Below are 20,255 nucleotides of genomic sequence, written 5' to 3'. Positions count from 1 at the left end.
TTGGCCAGGATCACGGTTCTGGGCGAGTGCATGGTCGAGCTGTCGCCCGAGGCCGGCGACGGCGGCGCGCCGCTCTACCGGATGGGCTTTGCGGGCGACACCTTCAACACGGCGATCTACATGGCGCGACTGGGCGATCAGGTCGCCTACTGCACCGCGCTGGGCCGAGGGGATCCCTTCAGCGAAGGCGTGCTGGCGGCGATGCGCCGCGAAGGCATGGACACCCAGCTGGTGCGCCAGGTGGAGAAACGCCTGCCAGGGCTCTACGCCATCGTGCTGGACGATCACGGTGAGCGGAAGTTCCACTACTGGCGCGAGCGCGCTCCGATCCGTGACCTGTTCTCGGCCCATACCGCCGACCAGTTGATCGAGGCCGCCAAGGCCAGCGATCTGGTCTATCTCTCGGGTGTCACCCTGGCGGTGATCGGCGACATCGGCCGCGCGCGGTTGCGCGACATTCTAGGTTACATCCACTCGCACGGCGTGGCCGTAGCGCTGGACTTCAACTACCGCCCGGCCTTGTGGCCCAGCGCCGAGACCGCCCGCGCCGCCTTGGACGGCGTGGTTCCCGCGTGTCGCTATATCTCGCTGAGCAGCGAGGACAGCCGTCCCCTCTATGGCCGCGAGGCAGAGGACCTCGCCGCTGAATGGGCGGGCGCCGGGGCCGAGGTCGTCGCGCGCGACGAGAGCCATGCGGTGGCGGTCCACCGGCCAGAGGGGCGTACGACGACGCCTGCGCCGGCGCGGGTCAAGGCGGTGGATACGACCGGAGCCGGAGACAGCTTCAACGCCGCCTATCTGTCTTCGCGGCTTGCGGGGGGCGCCATCGCCGACGCCGTCGTCCGCGCCCACGCCCTGGCGGGAATCGTGGTGTCCCATCGTGGTGCGATCGTCCCGCCGGAGATAAGCTTGCCGCCTTTCGTTTGAGTACCCCGGATTATGTCCTTTTTGATCCCGCCGCCTCCGCTGCGGGTCAGCCGCGAACAGTCGGCGCTGACCAAAAGATTTCTCACGCCGGCCCTGGACAGCCTCAGCGCCCTGCTTCTCAAGCTTCGCCAGGATGTTGACGTCAGCCTGACCGCCGAGATGGCGGGGCGGTACGCGCGGCCCTATCCCTACGGCTGCTGCCTGGAGATCACCAACGCCATGGCCGAGCAGTTGCAGGCGCTGGCGGCGCGGCGGACCGGGCCGCCCGAGGAGCGCGCGCTGCGGACGTTCTTTCGTCACGGCGGCGAGGTGAGAATTCTCTGGGGCGTGCTCCGCGAGCAGTACTTCCAGAACGCGCTTCAGATTGGCGGGCTTTATGTCGACGTGTCCAATGACACCGTCGACGTTCGCAAACCAAAGATCGAGATCCTGCCGCTGGAGGAATCGGGCTTCGCGCTCGTGCGCGATGCGTTCGACTTCGCGAGGATCGCCGGGCGCTACTGGCAGGCGCGCATCTATGCGAACGGCGTCCTGCCTGAGTTGGCGCCGCTGTACCCGATGATCGCCGTGGACCCTCAGGGCGTGATCCATATCCAGTCCAACGCCGCCTACATGCTCCGGCTGCTCGGCGGAGACGGGTTTCGCCTGGCCGAGGCCTGGCTCGCCGAAGGGCCGGCGGCTCCCGATGTGGTCGCTGAGGCCTTGCGAGAGCATGCGCCTGTCGAGCTCCGGCGCGCGGCCTTATCGGGGACTGCGGAGGCGCTTGAAGAGTGCCGCCGCCTTCGCGCTGGCGCTCCGCTGGATGAGGCGCGCGTGATGAGCATGCGGGGCGCCTTCCAGAAGGTCCCGCTGATCCGTTTGACGTCGACGCAGGGTGAGGCACCTCAGCAGACCGTCGTTCATCCCCAGGCTCTGATGAGCGTAGCTGCGGCCTAGGCTTCGTAAAAACAAGCACTTAATGCTAGATCGCATGAGTGAAATAGGAATATCTTCCTCTCTTCGGAATATATACCTATAGTCGTATCCGCCGGTCGCGCTCGCGGCCTGGAGGAGAGGACGCCATGCTGGTTCAAGCCCTTGAGGACATCTGGGCGATCACGCCTGATCCCCGACGCGACCGCCTGACGGTCGGCTTCGTGACCCATCTTGTTTCCCTGGCCACCGGCGTGCCGGCGGTGGAGATCGCAACCCCCAAGCGCGTGTCGCATACAGCGGTGCGCGCCCGGCAACTGGCCATCTATCTGACCCACATCACGCTGAACTGGCCGTTGGCGCGGGTGGCCTTCGCTTTTGGCCGGGATCGCACCACCTGCGGACATGCCTGCCGTAAGATCGAAGACCTGCGCGAGGACGAGGCTTTTGATCGGCGGCTCTGCGAACTGGAAGCCTGTCTGCGTCAGGCGCCCTCCCATGCTCAGGATCTGCCGTGATGACCGGCGTGGTTCAGGCCCGCTTCGACGCGGCTTTGGAGGCTGAGCGGCGCGCTGAGCGCGCCATGCGGCTGCTGTCCAGGCCCGGGGCGGTGGTCGAGCCGCATGGCGCCGGCTATGGCGTGAGGCTGGGCGCCAGTCGTCGGCGCTGCGTGATGCTGACCCTTGATGAGGCCGCATTCGCGGCCCTGGCTCACTTGGCGACGTTGAAGCCGCGCCGGGAGGGCGGTTGGACCATGCTGCCTCGGCCCGAAGTCGTCGCGCCGCCGCCTGGTCGCCCGGGCGTGATCGAGACGTCGGTCGAGACCACCGAGGGAACGGTTCGACGAAACTTGGGCGAGTCGCCGATCACCTGGCTGGCCCGTCGTCGCGACAGACAGGGACGTCCTTGGCTGGATGCTGTCGAGATCGCAGCCGCCGAACGGCTTCGCGAAGAGTTCGAGAGCCTGGGATCGCTGGGACGCATGACCATGCGCTGGGACGCCATGCGCGTCGACGGCGGTTCCCCAGGGCTGGCGTCCGCTGAGCGTGATCACGCAGCACGTCAGAGGATCGCTCGCGCGCTCGACGCCGTGGGACCGGAGCTGCGCGAAATTCTGGAGCGCGTCTGCATGATGGGCTCGGCGCTCGAGGCGGCGGAGGCTTCGCTCAAGCTCCCGCGGCGTGCGGGCAAGACGGTGCTGAAACTGGCCCTGCAGGCGCTGGCGAGACACTATCGGATGGCGTGAGGGTGGCCCTTTGAACATGGAAAAGGGCGGGACCCGTCGATCCCGCCCACCATCCATGTTCTGTCCGGCTTAGTGCTTGAGCATGTGCTTGATGTCGCGCATCTGGTCATGGCCGGACTTCACCGAGACCCAGGCTTTTTCGATCACACGGCGGGTCTGTGGGTCGACATCCGTGTCCTGCAGGGCCTTCTCGTACTTGCCCTTGATGTAGTCCTCGCCGGCCTCGACCTCGTTGATCACGGCCTCGTCGCCTTTCGTCACGGCGTCCTTCAGGTTCAGGAACGCGCGGTGGGCGGCGGCCAGGATCGTGCCGTCATCCTTGGGCTCGCCGCCCAGGCGCCGCACCTCGTCCTGCAGTTCAGAGGCGATCGAGCGGCGCTCTTCGGCGCGGCGCTGGAAGAGCTCGGTGTAGCGGGCCCCGTCGGCGTCCTTGGCGGCCTCGGCGTAGCCGTCGGCGCTGTCGATGGTGGTCTCCACCAGGCTGTTCACGAGCTTGATGTGGTCGTCATTGGTGTGCATCGCAGGGCTCCGCATTGGGGAAGGGGAGCCGTGTCAACGCGGGGAAAGGCGGAAGGGTTCAGTCCGTCTTGGCCGGCAGGGTCGCGCCGACATGGTCGACGCCCAGCGCCTCGCAATGCAGCACCTGACGATGACGCTCGGCCGCGCGGGCTTTCTGAGCCTCGCTGCGCTGGTCATGACAGGCGGGGCACGCCACGCCTTCGACATAGAGCGGCGAGGCCTGGTCCTGCGGGCTGACGGGCATGCGGCAGCCGCGGCACAGGACGTGGTCGCCCTTGACGAGGCCATGGCCGACCGAGACGCGCTCGTCGAACACGAAGCACTCGCCGCGCCAGAGGCTTTCCGGCTGCGGGACCTGTTCCAGATAGTCCAGAACGCCGCCCTTCAGGTGGAAGACCTGTTCGACGCCTTCGGCCTTCAGGAAGGCGGTCGACTTTTCGCAGCGGATGCCGCCGGTGCAGTACATCGCCACCTTCAGCGGCGCGTCGGAGCCCCGCTGCGCCTCCACCGCCTTGCGCCAGTCGCGGAACCAAGCGGGGAAGTCGGCGAAGCTGGCGGTCTGCGGGTCGATCGCGCCCTCGAAGCGGCCGACGGCCACCTCGTAGGCGTTGCGGGTGTCGATCACCAGGACGTCAGGATCGCGGATCAGGGCGTTCCAGTCAGCGGGCTCGACATAGGTCCCGGTGTCGGTGGGGTCGAGGTCCGGCTCGCCCAGGGTGACGATCTCCTTCTTCAGTCGGACCTTCATCCGGTAGAAGGGCATGCGCTCGGCCCAGGCGGTCTTGGGCGTCAGATCGGCGCAGCCGGGCAGGGTGCGGATATGGGCCAGCACAGCCTCGATGGCGGCGTCCTCGCCGGCGATCGTGCCGTTGATCCCCTCGCGCGCCAGCAACAGGGTGCCCTTGACGCCCAACCCACAGCACAGCGCCGCGAGCGGGCCCTGGATCGCCGCCGGATCCGGAAAGCGCGTGAAGCGATAAAGCGCGGCGACGCGATAGCTAGCCAAGAGCGGCCTGCGCGTCGCGCTGGATGCGGGCGACCATCGACTTGAGACCGTTGGAGCGTTGCGACGACAGCGCCTCGGACAGGCCCAGGCGATCAAAGGCGGCCTTGGCGTCGAAGCCGGCGATGTCGGCGGCCGCTCGGCCGGAATAGAGCCGCAGCAGGATGGCGATCAGCCCGCTGACGATGTGGGCGTCGCTGTCGCCGCGGAAGACGATCGAGCCATCGGCTTGCGGCTCGGTCACCAGCCAGACCTGGCTGGCGCAGCCGCGCACCTTGTTCGCCTCGGAGCGCTCGGCGTCGGTCAGCGGCGCGAGCTCCTTGCCAAGCTCGATCACGTAGCGATAGCGCTCTTCCCAGTCGCCCAGCAACTCGAACTCGTCGGCGAGGTCGGTCAGGGCGGCGTCGATGGGGCTGGTCATGCGCGGCGTTTAGGCGCCTCGCCGCGCCAAGGCAAGCGGCAGCTAGGCGGCTCTGAGGATCAGGCGGGCCAGGAACCCCGCGCCAAGGCTGGAGGAGAGCTTCAACTGCCCGCCCATGGCGCGCGACAGAAGGTCCACGATCGGCAAACCAAGACCGGCGCCTTCGTTGGTCCGCGTGAGCGCGCAACCGCCTTGCTCGAAGGGCTGGAGCAGGCGCGGCAACTCGGCGCTTTCCACGCCCGGACCCTGGTCGCGGATGGCGATCTCGATCTCGCCGTCCACGCGGGCGGCGGTCACGTGGATGACCCCGCCGGCAGGCGAGTGGGTGACCGCGTTCTGAAGCAGGTTGGTCAGCATGGTCCGCAGACCCCGGCTGTCGGCCTGGACGGAGGGCAGGGCGCCTGCGCCGACGACGTGGACGATGACGTCGCGGCGCGCGATCTCGGCCCGCAGGCTCTCGACGACATCCTCGATGGCCTCGTCGAGGGGCTCAGGCGTCATCTCGATATCGCTGGCCTGGCCTTCGAGCCGCGCGAGTTCGACGATCTGGTTGACCAGCTTCAGCAGCTTCAGGCCGCTGTCGTGCACGATCGCGGCGTATTCCCGGTATTGGTCATTGCCCAGGGGGCCGTAGAGCTCTTGCGACAGGATCTCCGAGAAGCCGATCACGGCGTTCAGAGGCGTGCGCAGTTCGTGGCTGACCATCCGAAGGAACGAACGTTTGCGCTCGTCCAGCGCCAATTGGCGTCGCGCCTGCGCCGCCGCGTGGCGGTCGGCCGGCGGGTTCGCGAAGGCGCTGTGTTGCGACGCGTCCTGTATCGCCGGCTTTGCCATGAGGTCTCCCGGACCTTCTGTCCGTGATGAATCGGATGGCTAGAATGCAAGCGAGGCGCTTACGATTCCGTTTCCGTCCACAGCGCTTCCACCGCCAAAGATCGCCCCGAGATTGTGCGGGGTTGGAGGTAAGGCCTGCGCCGCGTTAAGGTTTGACGACGGTGATCCTCCCCGCCGTGGAAAAAGTCGACCGGCCTTGGAATTCGAAACGCTTCCAGACCCGATCAGACGTCCTGCCGCTCGTGCGGCGGGGCTAGATCCTGCGCACGCCTGGCGGCTCGGGTGGCTGGCGGCGATCTGCCTGGCGGCTGCGGCGGCCCTCTTCGCGGCCGACTCCGGCGGCTGGCCTGTGTGGGCGGCGTTGGGCGCCGGCGCGTTCCCCGCCTTGGCGTCGATCTTGTTCACGCGCGAGGATGAGCGCACCCAATCTTTGCTGCTGGTGCTGTGGGCCGTCGGCGGCTCGCTGGCCGCCGTGCTGACCGGCGGCGTGGGCGGGGCCATGGCGGCCTGGTGCCTCGCGCCCGTGGCGGCGGCCTCGACCCTGGATCAGCCCAAGCGCCTCGCCGAAGGCGCAGCCCTGGCTTTGATCGGCGCCTGCGTCGCAGCGCTGACTCAGCTGTCCGGCCTGGCCCCTCCGGCGCCCACAGGCCCCCTGGCCTTTGTGCTGGGTTTCCTGGCGCTGGTGACGACCGGTCTTGGCCTCGCCGCCGGATTGCTGATCGGCCGCCGTCGGCAGGGCGCGCGGGACGACCGCTACGCCACCGAGATCATCGGTCTGGAGACCCTGCTCGACGGCTTGCCGCACTTGGCCATCGCCGTGCGGGGGCAAGGTCAGGTGACCGCCGTGCGCGGCGCCCCGCCGCCTGGCGTCACCCGCGCGGACCTGGTGAACCGGGGTTTGACCGGCGCCGCTGCGCCAGGCGACCGCCAGCGTCTGACCGCCGCCATCGCCCAGGCCCATCGCGAGGGATCCGCCAGCCTGACCTTCAATCCCGCGCTTGGCGTCGAACGCGTGGTCGCCCTGGACATGCACCGCGTGGCGCCGAACCAGCTGGTCGGCGTGCTGCGCGACATCACGGTGGAGCGCCATCGCGAGCACGCGCTCGATCAGGCGCGCATCGACGCCGAGGCTCTCGCCGCCGGCCGCGCGCGGTTCCTGGCCAATATGAGCCATGAGCTTCGCACGCCCCTGAACGCGATCATGGGCTTCTCCGATATCATGCGGGCCCGAATGTTCGGCCCGCTGAGCGATCGCTACGCGGAGTACGCCGAACTGATCCACGAGAGCGGCGGACACCTGCTGGACCTGATCAACGACGTGCTCGACATGTCCAAGATCGAGGCCGAGCGGTTCGAGCTGCAGCGCGGCGTCTTCGACGCCCGCGAGGCAGTGCAGGCGGCGATGCGGCTGCTGCGCGTTCAGTCCGACACCGCCGGCGTGCAACTGCGCGGGGTCCTGCCGCCGGGCGAGCTGGAAGTCGACGCCGATCGCCGCGCGCTCAAGCAGATCGTGCTCAACCTGGTGTCCAACGCCTTGAAGTTCACCCCGCGTGGCGGGCAGGTGACGGTTACGGCGCATGGCTATGACGGCGTGCTCGAGATCGTGGTCGCCGATACGGGCGTCGGGATCAGCCCGGAGGACCTGGAGCGCCTGGGACGCCCCTACGAGCAGGCTGGCGGCGCGGAGCAACGCTCGCGCGGGACAGGACTTGGCCTTTCACTTGTCCGCGCCTTCGCCAAGCTGCATGGCGGCGAGATGATGATCGAAAGCCGTCTTGGCGCGGGTACTACCGTGTCGGTGCGGCTTCCCGTGCTCCTGGCGCCGATGGTCGCTGCGTCTTCCGTCGAGACGGCGGAGCCGCCGTCCGAGCCGGCTCCGTCTGTCGAGGAGCCGCCCCCGAACAGCCTTGGCGACAACGTCATCGCTTTCGCGCCGCGCTGAGGTCCCTTCGGCCTTATCGCAGGAACGCGCGGCCGGCGGCGAAGTCTCCCACCTCGATATAGGCCTTACGGGTGGTTTCCTCGCCACGACCAGCGAAGGCGAACTCCACCGTGACGGCCTCGCGCGGATCAAGCTGCGACATCGCCTCCGCGACGGCGTCTGGGAACCGGAACGCCAGGCCGGTCTTGGCCCCGTTGGGCAGCAGGGTGACTGGGGCCTCCTCGCGGCGCTCGGCCGTGAAGACCAAGCTGGCGTTGCGGGGCGGGATCTTGCCCGAAAGGTTCCTGCCAGACCGCGCATCGAGATAGGGCCCGAGCGTGCGCTTGGTGTCGCGCAGGATGATCCGCGCCACATAGGGGCGTTGGCCGTTCTCGAAGGTGGAGACGGCCAGGACGGCTTTGGCGCGGCCCGCCAGCCCGAACATCAGGCGGTCGGAGCCGAAGCTCGAGGGCTGCGACAGGCGCCAGACCGGAATGGTGGCCGACACCGAACGCTCCGCCTTCCAGGACGAGACATCGCCCGGATAGGTCATGCTCAGCAGCTGGGAGTAGCCCTCGAAAGCCTTCTTCACCCGGGCGGCGGCCACGGTGAGGTCCTTGGAGTCGCAGGCCGCGCTGTTGGCCTTGGCCCGGGCGCGCTGTTCAAGCGCGGCGACCTGCAGCTCGGTGGCGCCCGAGCGCAACGTCGCCCCCCGCGCCTGGGCGCGGGCGGCGTCGAGCGCGGAGGAAATGGTGGGCGGGAACAGTCGGCAGCGGCCGTCGGCGGCCGTCATCAGCGTCCGCTCATAAAGCTGATCGCCCGCATTGGCCGCCAGGACGCCGCCCGGCAGGATCCACGCCGCCACGCTGATCGCCATGGCGATTCCCCCTCGGGCGTGACCTTTGTGGTGCTCTGCGAACGTCATTGGCCTATGGGAGTGACGAAACTTGAAGGACGGGTTCTAGACGCGCCCGGGTTGCGGTTCGGTTAGCGATGCTTCTTTCGACGGATATCTGGGTCGCGGCGCTGATCCGCCGCGCGGAACTGGGCGGGGCCTTCGCTACGGTCGGACGCAAGGGCGACGCGCGCGCCGGGGCGGTGCTGGTCAAGGTGGTCGACCGCCGCGAAGGGACCGCGCGCCTTTTCAGTGAAGCCACGCGCGGGGACGGCGAGCGCTTCTGGATGCAGCCCGTTCGCTCGACCTTCGAGCCGGATCTCGACGCCTATGCCGAGCGCGCCGCGCGCATCGATCCCGATATCTGGGTGGTCGAGATCGAGGATCGCGACGGGCGTCACTTTCTGACCGAACCGGTGGAGATCTGAACCGGCGTTCGGCTGTGGACGGGTGATCGCGCCGCTGCGTTAACCCTGCTCCTAAACCGGAGCGAAAGCGTGCGTCGGCTAGGGTGAAGGCGTTCTTCGTCTCCCCAGATGGTCTCGCGTACCCGCCATGCTTTTCCTCATGAACGATGTGGTCCTGAGCTTCGACCCGGCGGAACTGACGCCGCCGGTGACGCGCGACCGCTTCGCCAAGCTCTCGCTGAGCTATGTGGGCGAATTGGGCAAGGAGCTGTTCTCGGAAGAGCCCCTGTTGCACCACAAGGATCGTGAACGCGCTGAGCGCCTAGCCGCCCTGATCGTTTGCAAGGCTCCGGAGATCAATGCGGCGTTATTCATTGCGCCGGGCCGCGGTTGCCGCGTCGCCGACGTGCAGGTGCGCTATGTTCAACTCGGGGTCGAAGTGATGGCGACCCTGCTGGAGCGGCAAAACAGCGGCGCGCTCACCAACGTCGAAGCCGATCGCCAGGTCTGGCGTCGTCTGGCCGCTTAACGCCCCATAGACCGCTAGACGAAGGTCATCATCCAACTCAGCACCACCGCCGCCGCCGCCAAACCGGCGATCGTGAGGCTGAGGCACAACGCGCTGCCAACCGGGTGCTGGCGAGGCGAGACACGATGATGGTCGAGCAGGGCCATCTTTCGATTTCCTCCATACGCCCGGCGATCTGACGCCTGCCGGTGCGATGAGCGTGAGCATGACTCCAAACCCACTGTTCGAATAGGGCCATTTTGCCGCGCCGCGCGCATGGGTCGGCTTCCTGGGGGGCATTTCGGCGCGGTCGCGCTCGCCACGCCCCGTTTGCCAGCGTTCGGCCCAGGCGTTTCATGGAACCAACATCGATGCGTCGCCGCACTGACAAGGGCGGTCGCTAACCCCGGCGAACCTAACACCAAGGATTCGTCATGAAGCTTCTGTCCACCGCCGCCTGGGGCGTGCTCGCCCTGGCGCTCGCCAGCCAAGCCCAAGCCCAGCAAACGCCTTCCCCATCGGCCGTCACCGAAGTCGAGACGGTGGTGGTGACCGGCACGCGTCGCGCTGATCGGACGGCTTTCGAGTCGGCCGCGCCGGTGGACGTGGTCGGCCAGGAGACGCTGAAGAGCATCGCCTCCGACGAGATCATGAACAAGCTGGCGGCGACGACGCCGTCGTTCAACGTCCAGCGCCTGCCGGCCGCCGACGGCCAGGCCTTCGTGCGCCCGGCCACCCTGCGCGGCCTCTCGCCCGACCAGACCCTGGTGCTGGTCAACGGCAAGCGCCGCCACCGCTCGGCGGTCCTGGGCGGTCGCGGCCAGCAGGGCGTCGATCTGGCCTCGATCGGGACCAGCGGTCTGGAGCGTATCGAAGTCCTGCGCGACGGCGCCTCGGCCCAGTACGGCTCGGACGCCATCGCCGGGGTGATCAATATCATCCTGTCCACCAAGACCGGTTTTGAGGGCTACGGCCAATACGGTCGCTACTATGCCGGCGACGGCGACAAGACCGAGATCGGCGCGCGCTACGGCTTCGCGCTCGGTCAGGGCGGCAGCCTGGTCGCCGCGCTGGACTACGCCAAGGCCGAGGCCACCTCGCGCACCCGCCAGCGCCCGGACGCGATCGCCTTCCAGGCCGCCAACCCCAACATCAAGGTGCCCAATCCCGTCCAGCGCTGGGGCCAGCCGGACCGCGAAGTGTGGCGCGGTTCGTTGAATCTGGTCCTGCCGATCAATGACGCGGTCGAGGCCTACGGTTTCGCGACCTACAGCGACATGACGGGCGTCACCGACTTCAACTGGCGCAACCCGTCGACCGACGGTTCGTATCGCACTTCGACGGCGTTTCCGGGCTGGTCGCTGAGCCAGATCTATCCGGCGGGGTTCGCGCCGAAGTTTGGCCAGGATGAGACCAACAGCTCGGTGAACGGCGGCCTGCGCGGCGACGCCATGGCGTGGTCGTGGGACGTCTCGGCCGGCTGGGGCCAGGACCGAGTCGACTACGTGCTGAGCAACAGCAGCAACGCCTCGTTCGGGCCGCAGTCGCCGACGCGCTTCGACGACGGCGCGCTGATCCAGAAGGAGACCACCCTGAACCTGGACGCCTCGCGTCCGCTGGCCTGGTCGTTCCTGGCCAAGCCGGCCAACCTGGCCCTGGGCCTGGAAGCGCGCGAGGAGACCTATGAGATCAAGGCCGGGGACCGCTTCTCGTGGGACGTGGGGCCCGGCGCGGCGGCGGGGCTGCCTAGCGGCTCGAACGGCTTCCCGGGGTATGCGCCCAGCCAGGCGGGCTCCTGGGATCAGTCCAGCTATGCCGGCTATGTCGACCTGGAGCTGCCGCTGACCGGGCGCTTCGATCTGAACCTGGCGCTCCGCCACGAGGACTTCTCGGAGTTTGGCCAAACCACCGACGGCAAGCTCGCCGCGCGCTTTGAGGTCACGCCGAACTTCGCCCTGCGCGGCGCGGTCTCGAGCGGCTTCCGGGCCCCGACAGCGGGCCAGATCAACAACACCCGCACCTCGCAGGGCCTGAACACCACGACCCTGCAGCTCTTCACCGCTGGACGCCTGTCGCCCGTCAATCCCATCGCCGTGGCTCTGGGCGGCAAGCCGCTGGAGCCCGAAGAATCGAAGAACCTCTCTCTGGGCGCGGTGTTCCGTGAGGGCGGCTTCACCGCCTCGGTGGACTACTACCGCATCGAGGTCGACAATCGTTTTGCGGTCTCGCCGAACTTCACGGTGACGCCGGCTCTGCGCGCTCAGCTTGTGGCGGCCGGCGTGCCCGGCGCCGACAGCCTGACGACCGTCAGCTACTTCACCAATTCGTTCGACACCCGCACCCAGGGCGTCGACGTCGTCGGCGCGTGGCGCGGGGGCCTGTGGGGCGGCCGGGCGGGTCTGACCGCCGCCTGGAACTGGAACGACACCAAGGTCACGCGCTCCAAGCTGACCGAGGTCTCGCGCCTGGCCAAGATCAACCTGGAAGACGGCCTGCCGCAGAACGCCGCCAATGTGTCGTTTGACTATGCGCGCGGCGTGTTCAGCGGCCTGATCCGGGCCCGTTGGTCGGGCGAGTGGACCGACGCCCAGGCCAACGGCGCGGCCGATCTGATCCAGACCTTCGCAGGCAAGACCCTGATCGACCTGTCGGTCAGCGCCCAGGTCACTCCGGCGATCAAGCTGACGGTCGGGGCCGAGAACCTGTTCGACACCTACCCGGACGAGGCGACGTTCCAGGCCTCGCGCGGGCTGATCTACTCGCGCAACGCGCCTTACGACACCGATGGCGGGCTCTGGTACGCGCGCTTGGCGGCGAAGTTCTAGGCTGCCGCGACCGCAAAGGTTGTGCGCTCGGGCGCGATCGTGTCAGATCGCGCCCGGGGTCGAGCAAGAGAGTGCGTCATGTTTGCAGGGGTGTCGCGGCGAGGTGTTTTCCTGGGCGTCGCAGCGCCGCTGCTTGCTGGGGCTCAATCAACCTGGGCTCAGCCCGGCGGCTCCTGGCTGCGAGTCACCACACCGTCCTTTGATATCCACGGCCGGGTCGACGCCAAGACGCTGCTGCGTCTGGCGCGTGAGGTCGAGGACTTCGATCAGCTGCTGCGCACCTTGCATGATGTGAGCGGTCAGGCGCCCGCGCGGCCCCTCTCGCTCTACATCACGCCTAGCGGCTCGGACGTCCGGCGGATGCGTCCCAATGGACCGCGCGTGACAGGTTTCTACAGCGCGGGCGTGGGCGAGGTGTTCGCGCTTCTGAGCATAGACGGCGGCGAGGATCGCGGTCGCCAGGTGCTGTTCCACGAGTACACCCACCACTTCATGCTGCGAAACGCGCCGGCAGCCTATCCGGCCTGGCTGGTCGAGGGCTATGCGGAGTACTTCGCACCGACCCGCTTCACGTCCGATGCGGTCGAGGTGGGCGTGACAAGCTTTCGGATCGCATGGCTGCGCGGCGCGATCTGGTCGCCCTTCCAGGAGATTCTGGGCCGCCGCGCCCTTACAGGTAAGCAGGAGGACATCACCGCCTTCTACAGCCAGGCTTGGCTGCTTACGCACTACATGATGTCGGACCCGACGCGTCAGACGCGGCTGGCCCGCTACGCCAGCGCTGTGGCTGCGGGCGGGGACCCCGTCGCGTTGATGGCCGAAGCGGTCGGCGTGCCCCTGACTGAGCTGGAGCGCGTGCTCAAACGCTACATGCAGGCCTTGCCGGGGCGGTGCCTGCCGCGTCCCGCCAACGTCGCGACGCACGATCTGAAGGTCACGCGCCTGTCGGCGGCGGCCGACGCCCTGATCCTGGAAAACCAGCGGCTGAAGATGGGCGTGCCGACGTCCGAGCGCCCCGCGCTTCTGGCGCTCATCCGGGAGCGCGCGGGGCGCTTTCCCGGTGATCGCCTCGCCGCGTTGACCCTGGCGCGCGCCGAGAATGATTTTGGCGACCGGTCCAAGGCCCAGGCGCTGTTGCGCGGACGGATCGCCGCCGATCCCACCGACGTCGAGGCGCTGCAGATGCTGGGCTGGTCCTGCATGCTGCAGGCCAGGGCCGAGCCCGCCGCCGCCAAGCGCTGGCTGGATGAAGCGCGCGACCATCTGGCGGCCGCCTTCAAGCTCGATCCTGACAACCCGCTGGTGCTCTACGACTACGCCCTGACGCGTCGCGGCGAGCCGTCGTATCCCAGCGACAACATCCTCAATATTCTGCTCAAGGCGCAGGCCATCGCCCCGCAGGTCTCGGCGTTCCGGATGGGCGCGGTGGACGGCCTGGTTAGGCGTGATCGCTTCGAGGAGGCCGCCGTCCTTTTGCAGCCCTTGATCAACGATCCGCACGCGCCACCCGAGCAGGTCCAGGCCTGGCGCCGGCAATTCGATCAGATTGTCGCACGCCGCAAGCCGACCGCGTCGTCCGGCGCAGGTGACAAGGACGCTTCGGACGGGTAGGTCCCCGCCCATGAGCACTGCACCCGCCGCTGAAGCCGCCCGTCGGCGCACCTTCGCCATCATCAGCCACCCTGACGCCGGCAAGACGACCCTGACGGAGAACATCCTGCTGGCCGGCGGGGCGATCCGGGCCGCCGGCGCCGTGCGCGCGCGCGGCGAGAACCGTCGCACCCGGTCGGACTGGATGAAGATCGAGCGCGAGCGCGGGATCTCGGTCAGCGCCTCGGTGATGACGTTCGATCACGACGGCAAGATGTTCAACCTCCTGGACACGCCGGGCCACGAGGATTTCTCGGAAGACACCTATCGCACCCTGACCGCCGCCGACGCGGCGATCATGGTGCTGGACGCCGCCAAGGGCATCGAGCCCCAGACCCTGAAGCTGTTCGAGGTGTGCCGCCTGCGCGACATCCCGATCATCACCTTCATCAACAAGATGGACCGCGAGGCCCAGGACCCGATCGAGCTGCTGGACGAGATCGCCTCCAAGCTGGCGCTGGATCCCGCGCCGCTCTATTGGCCGGCGGGCTCGGGCGGTCGCTTCAAGGGCATGCTGGACATGCGCGAGGGGATCTTCATCCCCTACGCCAAGCGCACCGGCGGTTCGGGCGACGACGAGGGCCACCCCGAGCCGGTCGCCTTTGACGGCAATTCGATCAACCAGTTCCTGGAAGACGCCGAGAAGGCCGAGCTGGAAGAGCAGGCCGAGCTGGTCGGCGGCGGCTATCCGGCGTTCGAGGTCCAGTCGTTCCTGGAAGGCCACATGACGCCGGTGTTCTTCGGCTCGGCCTTGCGCCACTTCGGCGTCAAGGAGCTCTTGGCCGGCATCGGCGCCTACGCTCCGTCGCCAAAGGCCATGAAGGCCGAAAAGAATGGTGAGCCCACCAGCGTCGAGCCCGGCGACAAGGAAGTCTCTGGCTTCGTCTTCAAGGTCCAGGCGAACATGGACCCCAACCACCGCGACCGCATCGCCATGCTGCGCCTGACCAGCGGCCGCTTCACGCGCGGCATGAAGCTGAAGGCCCAGAACACCGGCAAGGCGATGAGCGTCAACGCGCCGATCATGTTCTTCGCTTCCGACCGCGAACTGGCCGAGGACGCCTTCGCCGGCGACGTGATCGGCATTCCGAACCACGGCGTGCTGCGGGTGGGCGACAGCCTGTCCGAAAGCGGGACCCTGCGCTTCGCCGGCCTGCCCAACTTCGCCCCGGAAATCCTGCGCCGCGTGCGGGTCAAGGATCCGCTGAAGGCCAAGCACCTGAAGAAGGCGCTGGAAGGCCTGGCCGAAGAGGGTGTCACCCAGCTGTTCCGTCCGATGATCGGCAGCGACTTCATCGTCGGGGCCGTCGGCCAGCTGCAGTTCGAGGTCATGGCCGACCGCCTGTCCAACGAGTACCAGCTGGACGTGATCTTCGAGAACAGCCCGTTCGCCGAGGCCCGCTGGCTGGTCGGCGAACGCGCCGCCGTCGAGGACTTCGTCGACAAGCACAAGTCGGCCATGGGCCAGGACATCGACGAGGCGCCGGTCTTCCTGGGCAAGAGCGCCTGGGAGATCGGCTACGTCGCCGACAAGTATCCGAAGGTGCGGTTCGAGCGGACCAAGGAACGGGCGTAAGATCGCCAGTTCTAGACCTGGAGCGCCTCGCGCACGGCGGGCTGCCGCGCGCGGCTGACGGGCAGGGGCGCGCCCTCGCTCAGGTGCAGCCGCCAGCGATCGCCGTCCCGCTCCAGCCGCTGCACGTGGGCCAGGTTGGCGATCACCGACCGGTGCACGCGCATGAAATTCGCGGGCAGCTGGCTGGACAGGGCGTCCAGGCGCGCGGCGTGCAGCAGGCTGCGGCCGCCGACCAGCCGCAGCTCGACATAGTCGTCGGCGCCCACCACGGCGAGGATGTCCTGGATCGGCGCCAGCTCCACCCCGCGCGCCGAGGCGATCGTCAGGCGGTCGGGGCGGCTGACGGCCTCGGTGAGGGCGGCCTCGCGGCTGCGGTCCTCGCGGCCTAGGCGCACCACCTCGACCATCAGCAGCGGCAGGATCAGGCTGGCGGCGAGCAGGAAATAGGAGAAATCGGCCAGCCATTGCGGGAAGCCCAGGGCCACGACGAGGAACAGCGCTAGATAGGCCAGGGTCGGCCAGGCGCCGGGAGCCTTTCGGCGCACGCCCGCGACGGCCGGGGGAACCGCCAGCGCCACGCCCAGCATCAGCGCCCAGGCTGTCTTGTAGTCGAAGCCCGGCAGCAAGACGGTGGCGCCGATCACTCCCAAGGCCAGGCCGACCATCAGGCCGCGCGCCCGGGGCATGAACCGGCTGGTGACATAGACCACGAGCAGGATCGCAAAGGCGGCCGCCAGCGCCCAGATCGCGCTCATCCGCCAAGCGTGCAGGGGATAGGGATAGTTGAACAAGGTGCGCAGGCTCTCGACGATCGCCTGAAGGGCCGCGACCCCGGCCATGCCGGCCAGCACCAGGCTGGACCCCGTCCGTCTCAGGGCATGGATGACGCCAAAGCCGAACGCCGCCGCCAGTAGCGCGCCTGCCGCCAAAAAGGTCACCGCCAGCAGCGCGGTGCGCCGGGGATAGGGGGACGGCAAGACGGTGATCGCGGTCATCGGGCCGGCGAAGCGCAGCCCGCCGTGGAAGGACGACAGGCGCAGGACCAGGGTGTTGTCGCCGGGACGCCAGGCGATCTCGCGGATCGGAAAAGCCGCTTCGTATCGCCCTGGGACCTCGTCCAGCGCGGACGGTCCGGGGACCCCGTTGGCGCCCAACGGCCGGCCGTTGAGCCAGGCCTCAGACGAGGCGACGCCCGCCACATAGAGCGCGCGAGGCCGCGTGTCGCTGGGCGGTGCGATCGTCGTTCGGATCCAGAGTTCACGACCTTGTGGGTCGACGAAATCGCCGATCAGGCGGCAGTCGCTCAACGCCGGACCCGCAGGACCCGGCACGCCATGACAGCTCTCCCAGGCGAAGTCTTCGGCCCGCGCTAGGGTCGAAAGCCCGCTCATGACGACAATAAGGATCAGGACGCGCCACATGCCGTCACCTTAGGGCGCCGTTCGCCGACGCGCGCCACCGTTCACCGATGACAGACCGCCATTGACCGAAACGGCGTGGCGAGCAGCGGGCGGAGCGACTGAGCTGTCGCCATGACCCATGCCCCTCTCAATCGCCGCAACCTCCTCGCCGCCGCCGGCCTGGCCCTTCCTGGCCTGGCCCTCGCTCAGAGCCTCGCGCAGACCCCGCCGCCACAGGCCGGCCCCTTCCGCTTCAAGGGCTGGAAGGGCCAGGACACCGACGCCGAGCGCGGCTTCTTCGAGGTTCCGGAGGATCGCCGCGATCCCAAGTCCCGCAAGATCCGGCTGAGCTATGTGCGGTTCGCCTCGACCGCGGCCAAGCCTGGACCGCCGATCGTCTATCTGTCCGGCGGACCGGGCGGCGTGGCGACGCGAGCGGCCGCTGGCCCGCGTTTTCCGATCTTCATGGCCCTGCGCGAAGTGGCCGACGTCATCGTCTTCGAGCAGCGCGGCACGGGCCTGTCCAACCACATCCCCGAGCGGCCGCTCTCGAACCGGCCCTTGCCGGACTTCACCCAGGCGGGCCTGACCGCCTATTTCCGCGAAGACTTCAAGAGCGCCTGGGCCGACTGGACCAAGGCCGGCGTGGCCATGAGCGGCTACAACACCGAACAGAACGCCGACGACATCGACGACCTGCGGCGTCACCTGGGGGCGGAGCAGGTCTCTCTGTGGGGCATCAGCTACGGCACGCACCTGGCGCTGACCATGCTCAAGCGGCATGGCGCGCGGGTCAGCCGCGTGGCCCTGGCCAGCCTTGAGGGGCTGGACCAGACGGTGAAGCGTCCGGCGGCGGTCGACGCCCTTCTGCGACATGTCGACGGTCTCTTGGCCGCCGATCCCGCCGTGCGCGCGGCGATCCCCGACCTGCCGGCCCTGATGCGGCGGGTGCACGCCAAGATGGAGGCCGCGCCGGTCAAGATGCCCGCCACGCTGAACGGCGCGCCGGTCGAACTGAAGATCGGCGGCTTCGCCATCCAGCTGATGACCGGCGGCCTGATCGCCAATCCGCAGACCCTGGTCATGCTGCCGAGCCTCTATCTGGCGCTGGACGCGGGCCGCTACGAGGTGCTGGCGCCGTTCATGGGCGAGTTCGCCAATATTCCCGGCATCGCCGGCATGCCCGAGGCCACGGATCTGGCGTCGGGGATCTCACCCGCTCGCCTCGCCCTGGTGCGACGCGAGGCCAAGACCGCCGTGCTGGGCGAGGCGCTGAACTTCCCGATGCCGCAGCTGCTGGGCGTGGTTCCGGAGGCCGACCTGGGCGAGGCCTTCCGCGCGTCGTTCCGCATCGACCATCCCGCCCTGCTGATCGCCGGCACGCTGGACGGCCGCACGCCCGTATCCGAGCAGGACGAGGTGGCGGCCCAGTTCACGCGCAAGGCCCGGGTGACCGTCGAAAACGCCGGCCACAACGTCTTCGAGGCCCATCCGGACGTGCAGGGGCTGCTGGTTCGGTTCTTCCGGGGCGAGGCCGTGGCCGACACAAGACTGAGCCTGCCGCCGCCGAAGTTCCAGCTGGGGTGATCGGGAAAGGCGGCTCCTCAGCGCTTGTACGGACTCTGGAGCCGTGGCGCGGCACAACGGCTGCTCGGGTTGGCCGTGGTGGGTGGGCGGACCAAATCCTCCCCCTAGCGGGGGAGGTGTCGGCGAAGCCGACGGAGGGGGAAGAAGCCGGCTCAGCAGGACTTCCCCCTCCGGCCTTCGGCCTCCTCCCCCTCTGGGGGGAGGATTTTCCGAGCGTCCGCCGAGGGGCGTGGCCAGAAATCCGAGCACCGTCTCAGACAGGGCGCTGGCGTTCCGGCCCGCCTAGAGACGCTGGCCCGCTCTGCTGGGCGAAAAGCGTCTACACCGCCGTGTAACCGTCGAGCTGGGCGAGCTGAACGTGATCGGCCTGTGCGAGCGGCGGGCCGTCCATCACCGCTTTAAAGGCTGTCTTGAACGCCGCCATCTCCTCTGGCGTGCCCACCGAGACGCGCACGGCGTTGGGCCAGATCGGCCAGGTGCGGCCGATCAGGACGTTCCTGGCCTTCATGGCCGCCATCACGCTCCGGCCATTGCGGCCGGTGTCGATCATGAAGCAGTTGGTCTGCGGATCGCCGATGACCTTATAGCCATTGGACTTCAGCCAGGCGATCGTGTCGCGCCGCGTATCGCCGATGATCTTGCGCCGCTCGGGGATCAGGTTCGGATCCTCCAGCGAGGCGCGGGCGGCGGCCGAGCCGGTGATCGGCATGGCGTTCTGTCCGAACGGCTTGAGCTTGGCCAGGAGGTCCGGACGCCCCGCCGCAAAGCCGCAACGGATGCCGGCCATGCCGTAGATCTTCGAGAAGGTCCGCAGCACGATCAGGTCCTTGCCCTGGGCGACAAGGTCCAGCGTGTCGGGCTCGTCGGTCAGGTGGATATAGGCCTCGTCCACCAGCAGGATCGACCCCGCCGGCTTGTTCTCCAGCGCCCAGACGATGTCCTGCTTGGTCGTCACCGTGCCGGTCGGGTTGTTGGGGTTGCAGATATAGATGACGCCGGCCTGGGCGTCGGCGGCGACCATCGCCTTGACGTCGTGAGCGTAGTCCTTGGTCAGCGGCGTCTTGATGATCTTGGCCTGGCTGGTCCGGGCCGCGAACATGCCCGCCTCGTAGGACGGATCGGCGGTGACGAAGCTCTTGGTCGGCGAGGTGAAGGCCAGCACGCTGTAGTGCAACGGCTCGGACGAGCCGGCGTAGACGGCGATGTTCTCGGGCTTGAGGCCGCTCTGCGCCGCGATGGTTTTGGTCAACAGCTCTGTTTCGCCGGTCAGGTCATAGCGCCCGCCCAGCGGCGCCACGCGGGCGATGGCGTCGCAGGCGGCCTTGCTGGGGCCGAGCGGGTTTTCGTTGGCGTTGATCAACACCATGCTGGAGGGCGGCGCGGTAGGACCCTGGCCGTGGAGCGCCATGCCTGATGGCGGGGCGGCGGTCTGGGCCGCGTGCGCCAGACTGGCCTCGGTCATGATCGGGGCCGCCGTGGCCAGGAAGGCCGCGCTGCGCAGGAAGGCGCGGCGCCCCAGAGCGCGCTCGTCGGATGTGTCGTTGGCCATGGTCTTTCTCCCCCTGCAATTCGAGGAGGTTAAGACGCGCCGGGGCTGCGGGCCGCGCAAGGGCCTCACTGACGC

The 20,255-nt window shown here is 68.3% G+C and carries 19 protein-coding genes; 11 read left to right on the top strand and 8 right to left on the bottom strand.

Annotated elements, in window-relative coordinates:
- The 4 genes from J2X45_RS06760 to J2X45_RS06745 all read left to right on the top strand — a co-directional run bounded on the left by J2X45_RS06760 (position 1) and on the right by J2X45_RS06745 (position 3,085).
- Positions 1 to 927: a sugar kinase gene (locus J2X45_RS06760; protein WP_310212894.1), complete on the top strand. Its 927-nt coding sequence runs from the start codon at positions 1 to 3 to the stop codon at positions 925 to 927.
- Between the two features lie 12 nt (positions 928 to 939).
- A complete protein-coding gene (locus J2X45_RS06755; RefSeq protein WP_310212891.1) occupies positions 940 to 1,863 on the top strand; it encodes a hypothetical protein in 924 nt (307 codons plus the stop codon).
- A gap of 125 nt (positions 1,864 to 1,988) precedes the next feature.
- Entirely contained in the window at positions 1,989 to 2,357 is a 369-nt protein-coding gene (locus tag J2X45_RS06750; RefSeq protein WP_310212888.1) for a helix-turn-helix domain-containing protein, read from the top strand.
- A complete protein-coding gene (locus tag J2X45_RS06745; protein WP_310212885.1) occupies positions 2,357 to 3,085 on the top strand; it encodes a DUF6456 domain-containing protein in 729 nt (242 codons plus the stop codon). Before J2X45_RS06750 ends, J2X45_RS06745 begins: the two co-directional genes overlap by 1 nt.
- A gap of 69 nt (positions 3,086 to 3,154) precedes the next feature.
- On the opposite strand, the gene J2X45_RS06740 is transcribed toward J2X45_RS06745, so the two are convergent.
- From J2X45_RS06740 to J2X45_RS06725, 4 genes are read right to left on the bottom strand one after another with little or no spacing between them, the layout of a single operon-like run.
- Positions 3,155 to 3,604, bottom strand: a complete 450-nt coding sequence (locus J2X45_RS06740; RefSeq protein WP_310212883.1) for a PA2169 family four-helix-bundle protein — start codon at positions 3,602 to 3,604, stop codon at positions 3,155 to 3,157.
- A gap of 58 nt (positions 3,605 to 3,662) precedes the next feature.
- The gene (locus J2X45_RS06735; RefSeq protein WP_310212880.1) at positions 3,663 to 4,610 is read right to left on the bottom strand and encodes a rhodanese-related sulfurtransferase; all 948 of its coding nucleotides are present in this window, start codon (positions 4,608 to 4,610) and stop codon (positions 3,663 to 3,665) included.
- The gene (locus tag J2X45_RS06730; RefSeq protein ID WP_310212878.1) at positions 4,603 to 5,028 is read right to left on the bottom strand and encodes a SufE family protein; all 426 of its coding nucleotides are present in this window, start codon (positions 5,026 to 5,028) and stop codon (positions 4,603 to 4,605) included. The genes J2X45_RS06735 and J2X45_RS06730 overlap by 8 nt, the downstream gene beginning before the upstream one ends.
- A 42-nt stretch (positions 5,029 to 5,070) precedes the next feature.
- Positions 5,071 to 5,862: a HAMP domain-containing sensor histidine kinase gene (locus J2X45_RS06725; protein WP_310212875.1), complete on the bottom strand. Its 792-nt coding sequence runs from the start codon at positions 5,860 to 5,862 to the stop codon at positions 5,071 to 5,073.
- Positions 5,863 to 6,058: 196 nt separating this feature from the next.
- Between J2X45_RS06725 and divJ the strand changes: the two genes are divergently transcribed.
- Positions 6,059 to 7,804 (top strand): cell cycle sensor histidine kinase DivJ, encoded by a 1,746-nt coding sequence (divJ, locus tag J2X45_RS06720; RefSeq protein ID WP_310212872.1) that lies wholly within the window; start codon positions 6,059 to 6,061, stop codon positions 7,802 to 7,804.
- A 13-nt stretch (positions 7,805 to 7,817) separates the two neighbouring features.
- On the opposite strand, the gene J2X45_RS06715 is transcribed toward divJ, so the two are convergent.
- Positions 7,818 to 8,708, bottom strand: coding sequence for a hypothetical protein (locus J2X45_RS06715; RefSeq protein WP_310212870.1), 891 nt, complete (start codon positions 8,706 to 8,708; stop codon positions 7,818 to 7,820).
- Positions 8,709 to 8,776: 68 nt separating this feature from the next.
- On the opposite strand from J2X45_RS06715, the gene J2X45_RS06710 reads away from it, so the two are divergent.
- Positions 8,777 to 9,106, top strand: a complete 330-nt coding sequence (locus J2X45_RS06710; protein WP_310212867.1) for a DUF1491 family protein — start codon at positions 8,777 to 8,779, stop codon at positions 9,104 to 9,106.
- Between the two features lie 127 nt (positions 9,107 to 9,233).
- On the top strand, positions 9,234 to 9,614 hold the full coding sequence (locus J2X45_RS06705; protein ID WP_310212863.1) for a hypothetical protein: 381 nt from the start codon (positions 9,234 to 9,236) through the stop codon (positions 9,612 to 9,614).
- A 14-nt stretch (positions 9,615 to 9,628) separates the two neighbouring features.
- Here the strand turns inward: J2X45_RS06705 and J2X45_RS06700 are convergent, their stop codons facing one another.
- Positions 9,629 to 9,760: a hypothetical protein gene (locus tag J2X45_RS06700; RefSeq protein WP_310212860.1), complete on the bottom strand. Its 132-nt coding sequence runs from the start codon at positions 9,758 to 9,760 to the stop codon at positions 9,629 to 9,631.
- 267 nt (positions 9,761 to 10,027) lie between these two features.
- On the opposite strand from J2X45_RS06700, the gene J2X45_RS06695 reads away from it, so the two are divergent.
- From J2X45_RS06695 to J2X45_RS06685, 3 genes are all read left to right on the top strand, one after another.
- Entirely contained in the window at positions 10,028 to 12,418 is a 2,391-nt protein-coding gene (locus J2X45_RS06695) for a TonB-dependent receptor (protein ID WP_310212857.1), read from the top strand.
- A 78-nt stretch (positions 12,419 to 12,496) separates the two neighbouring features.
- Complete coding sequence (locus J2X45_RS06690; RefSeq protein WP_310212855.1) at positions 12,497 to 14,029, top strand: hypothetical protein; 1,533 nt, start codon at positions 12,497 to 12,499, stop codon at positions 14,027 to 14,029.
- 10 nt (positions 14,030 to 14,039) lie between these two features.
- A complete protein-coding gene (locus J2X45_RS06685; protein ID WP_310212853.1) occupies positions 14,040 to 15,644 on the top strand; it encodes a peptide chain release factor 3 in 1,605 nt (534 codons plus the stop codon).
- Between the two features lie 11 nt (positions 15,645 to 15,655).
- Here the strand turns inward: J2X45_RS06685 and J2X45_RS06680 are convergent, their stop codons facing one another.
- Positions 15,656 to 17,065: a LytTR family DNA-binding domain-containing protein gene (locus tag J2X45_RS06680; RefSeq protein ID WP_310212851.1), complete on the bottom strand. Its 1,410-nt coding sequence runs from the start codon at positions 17,063 to 17,065 to the stop codon at positions 15,656 to 15,658.
- Positions 17,066 to 17,176: 111 nt separating this feature from the next.
- Here J2X45_RS06680 and J2X45_RS06675 point away from each other — a divergent pair, with 111 nt between their 5' ends.
- Positions 17,177 to 18,631, top strand: coding sequence for an alpha/beta hydrolase (locus tag J2X45_RS06675; RefSeq protein WP_310212848.1), 1,455 nt, complete (start codon positions 17,177 to 17,179; stop codon positions 18,629 to 18,631).
- Positions 18,632 to 18,950: 319 nt separating this feature from the next.
- On the opposite strand, the gene J2X45_RS06665 is transcribed toward J2X45_RS06675, so the two are convergent.
- On the bottom strand, positions 18,951 to 20,180 hold the full coding sequence (locus tag J2X45_RS06665) for a pyridoxal phosphate-dependent aminotransferase (protein WP_310212845.1): 1,230 nt from the start codon (positions 20,178 to 20,180) through the stop codon (positions 18,951 to 18,953).
- Positions 20,181 to 20,255: the final 75 nt, after the last annotated feature.

The sequence above is a fragment of the Caulobacter sp. BE264 genome (assembly GCF_031457805.1).
In the GTDB taxonomy this organism is placed as follows: Bacteria; Pseudomonadota; Alphaproteobacteria; order Caulobacterales; family Caulobacteraceae; genus Caulobacter.
Note: the sequence above shows the minus strand (reverse complement) of the source record. Positions and strands in the feature narration are given on the sequence as shown.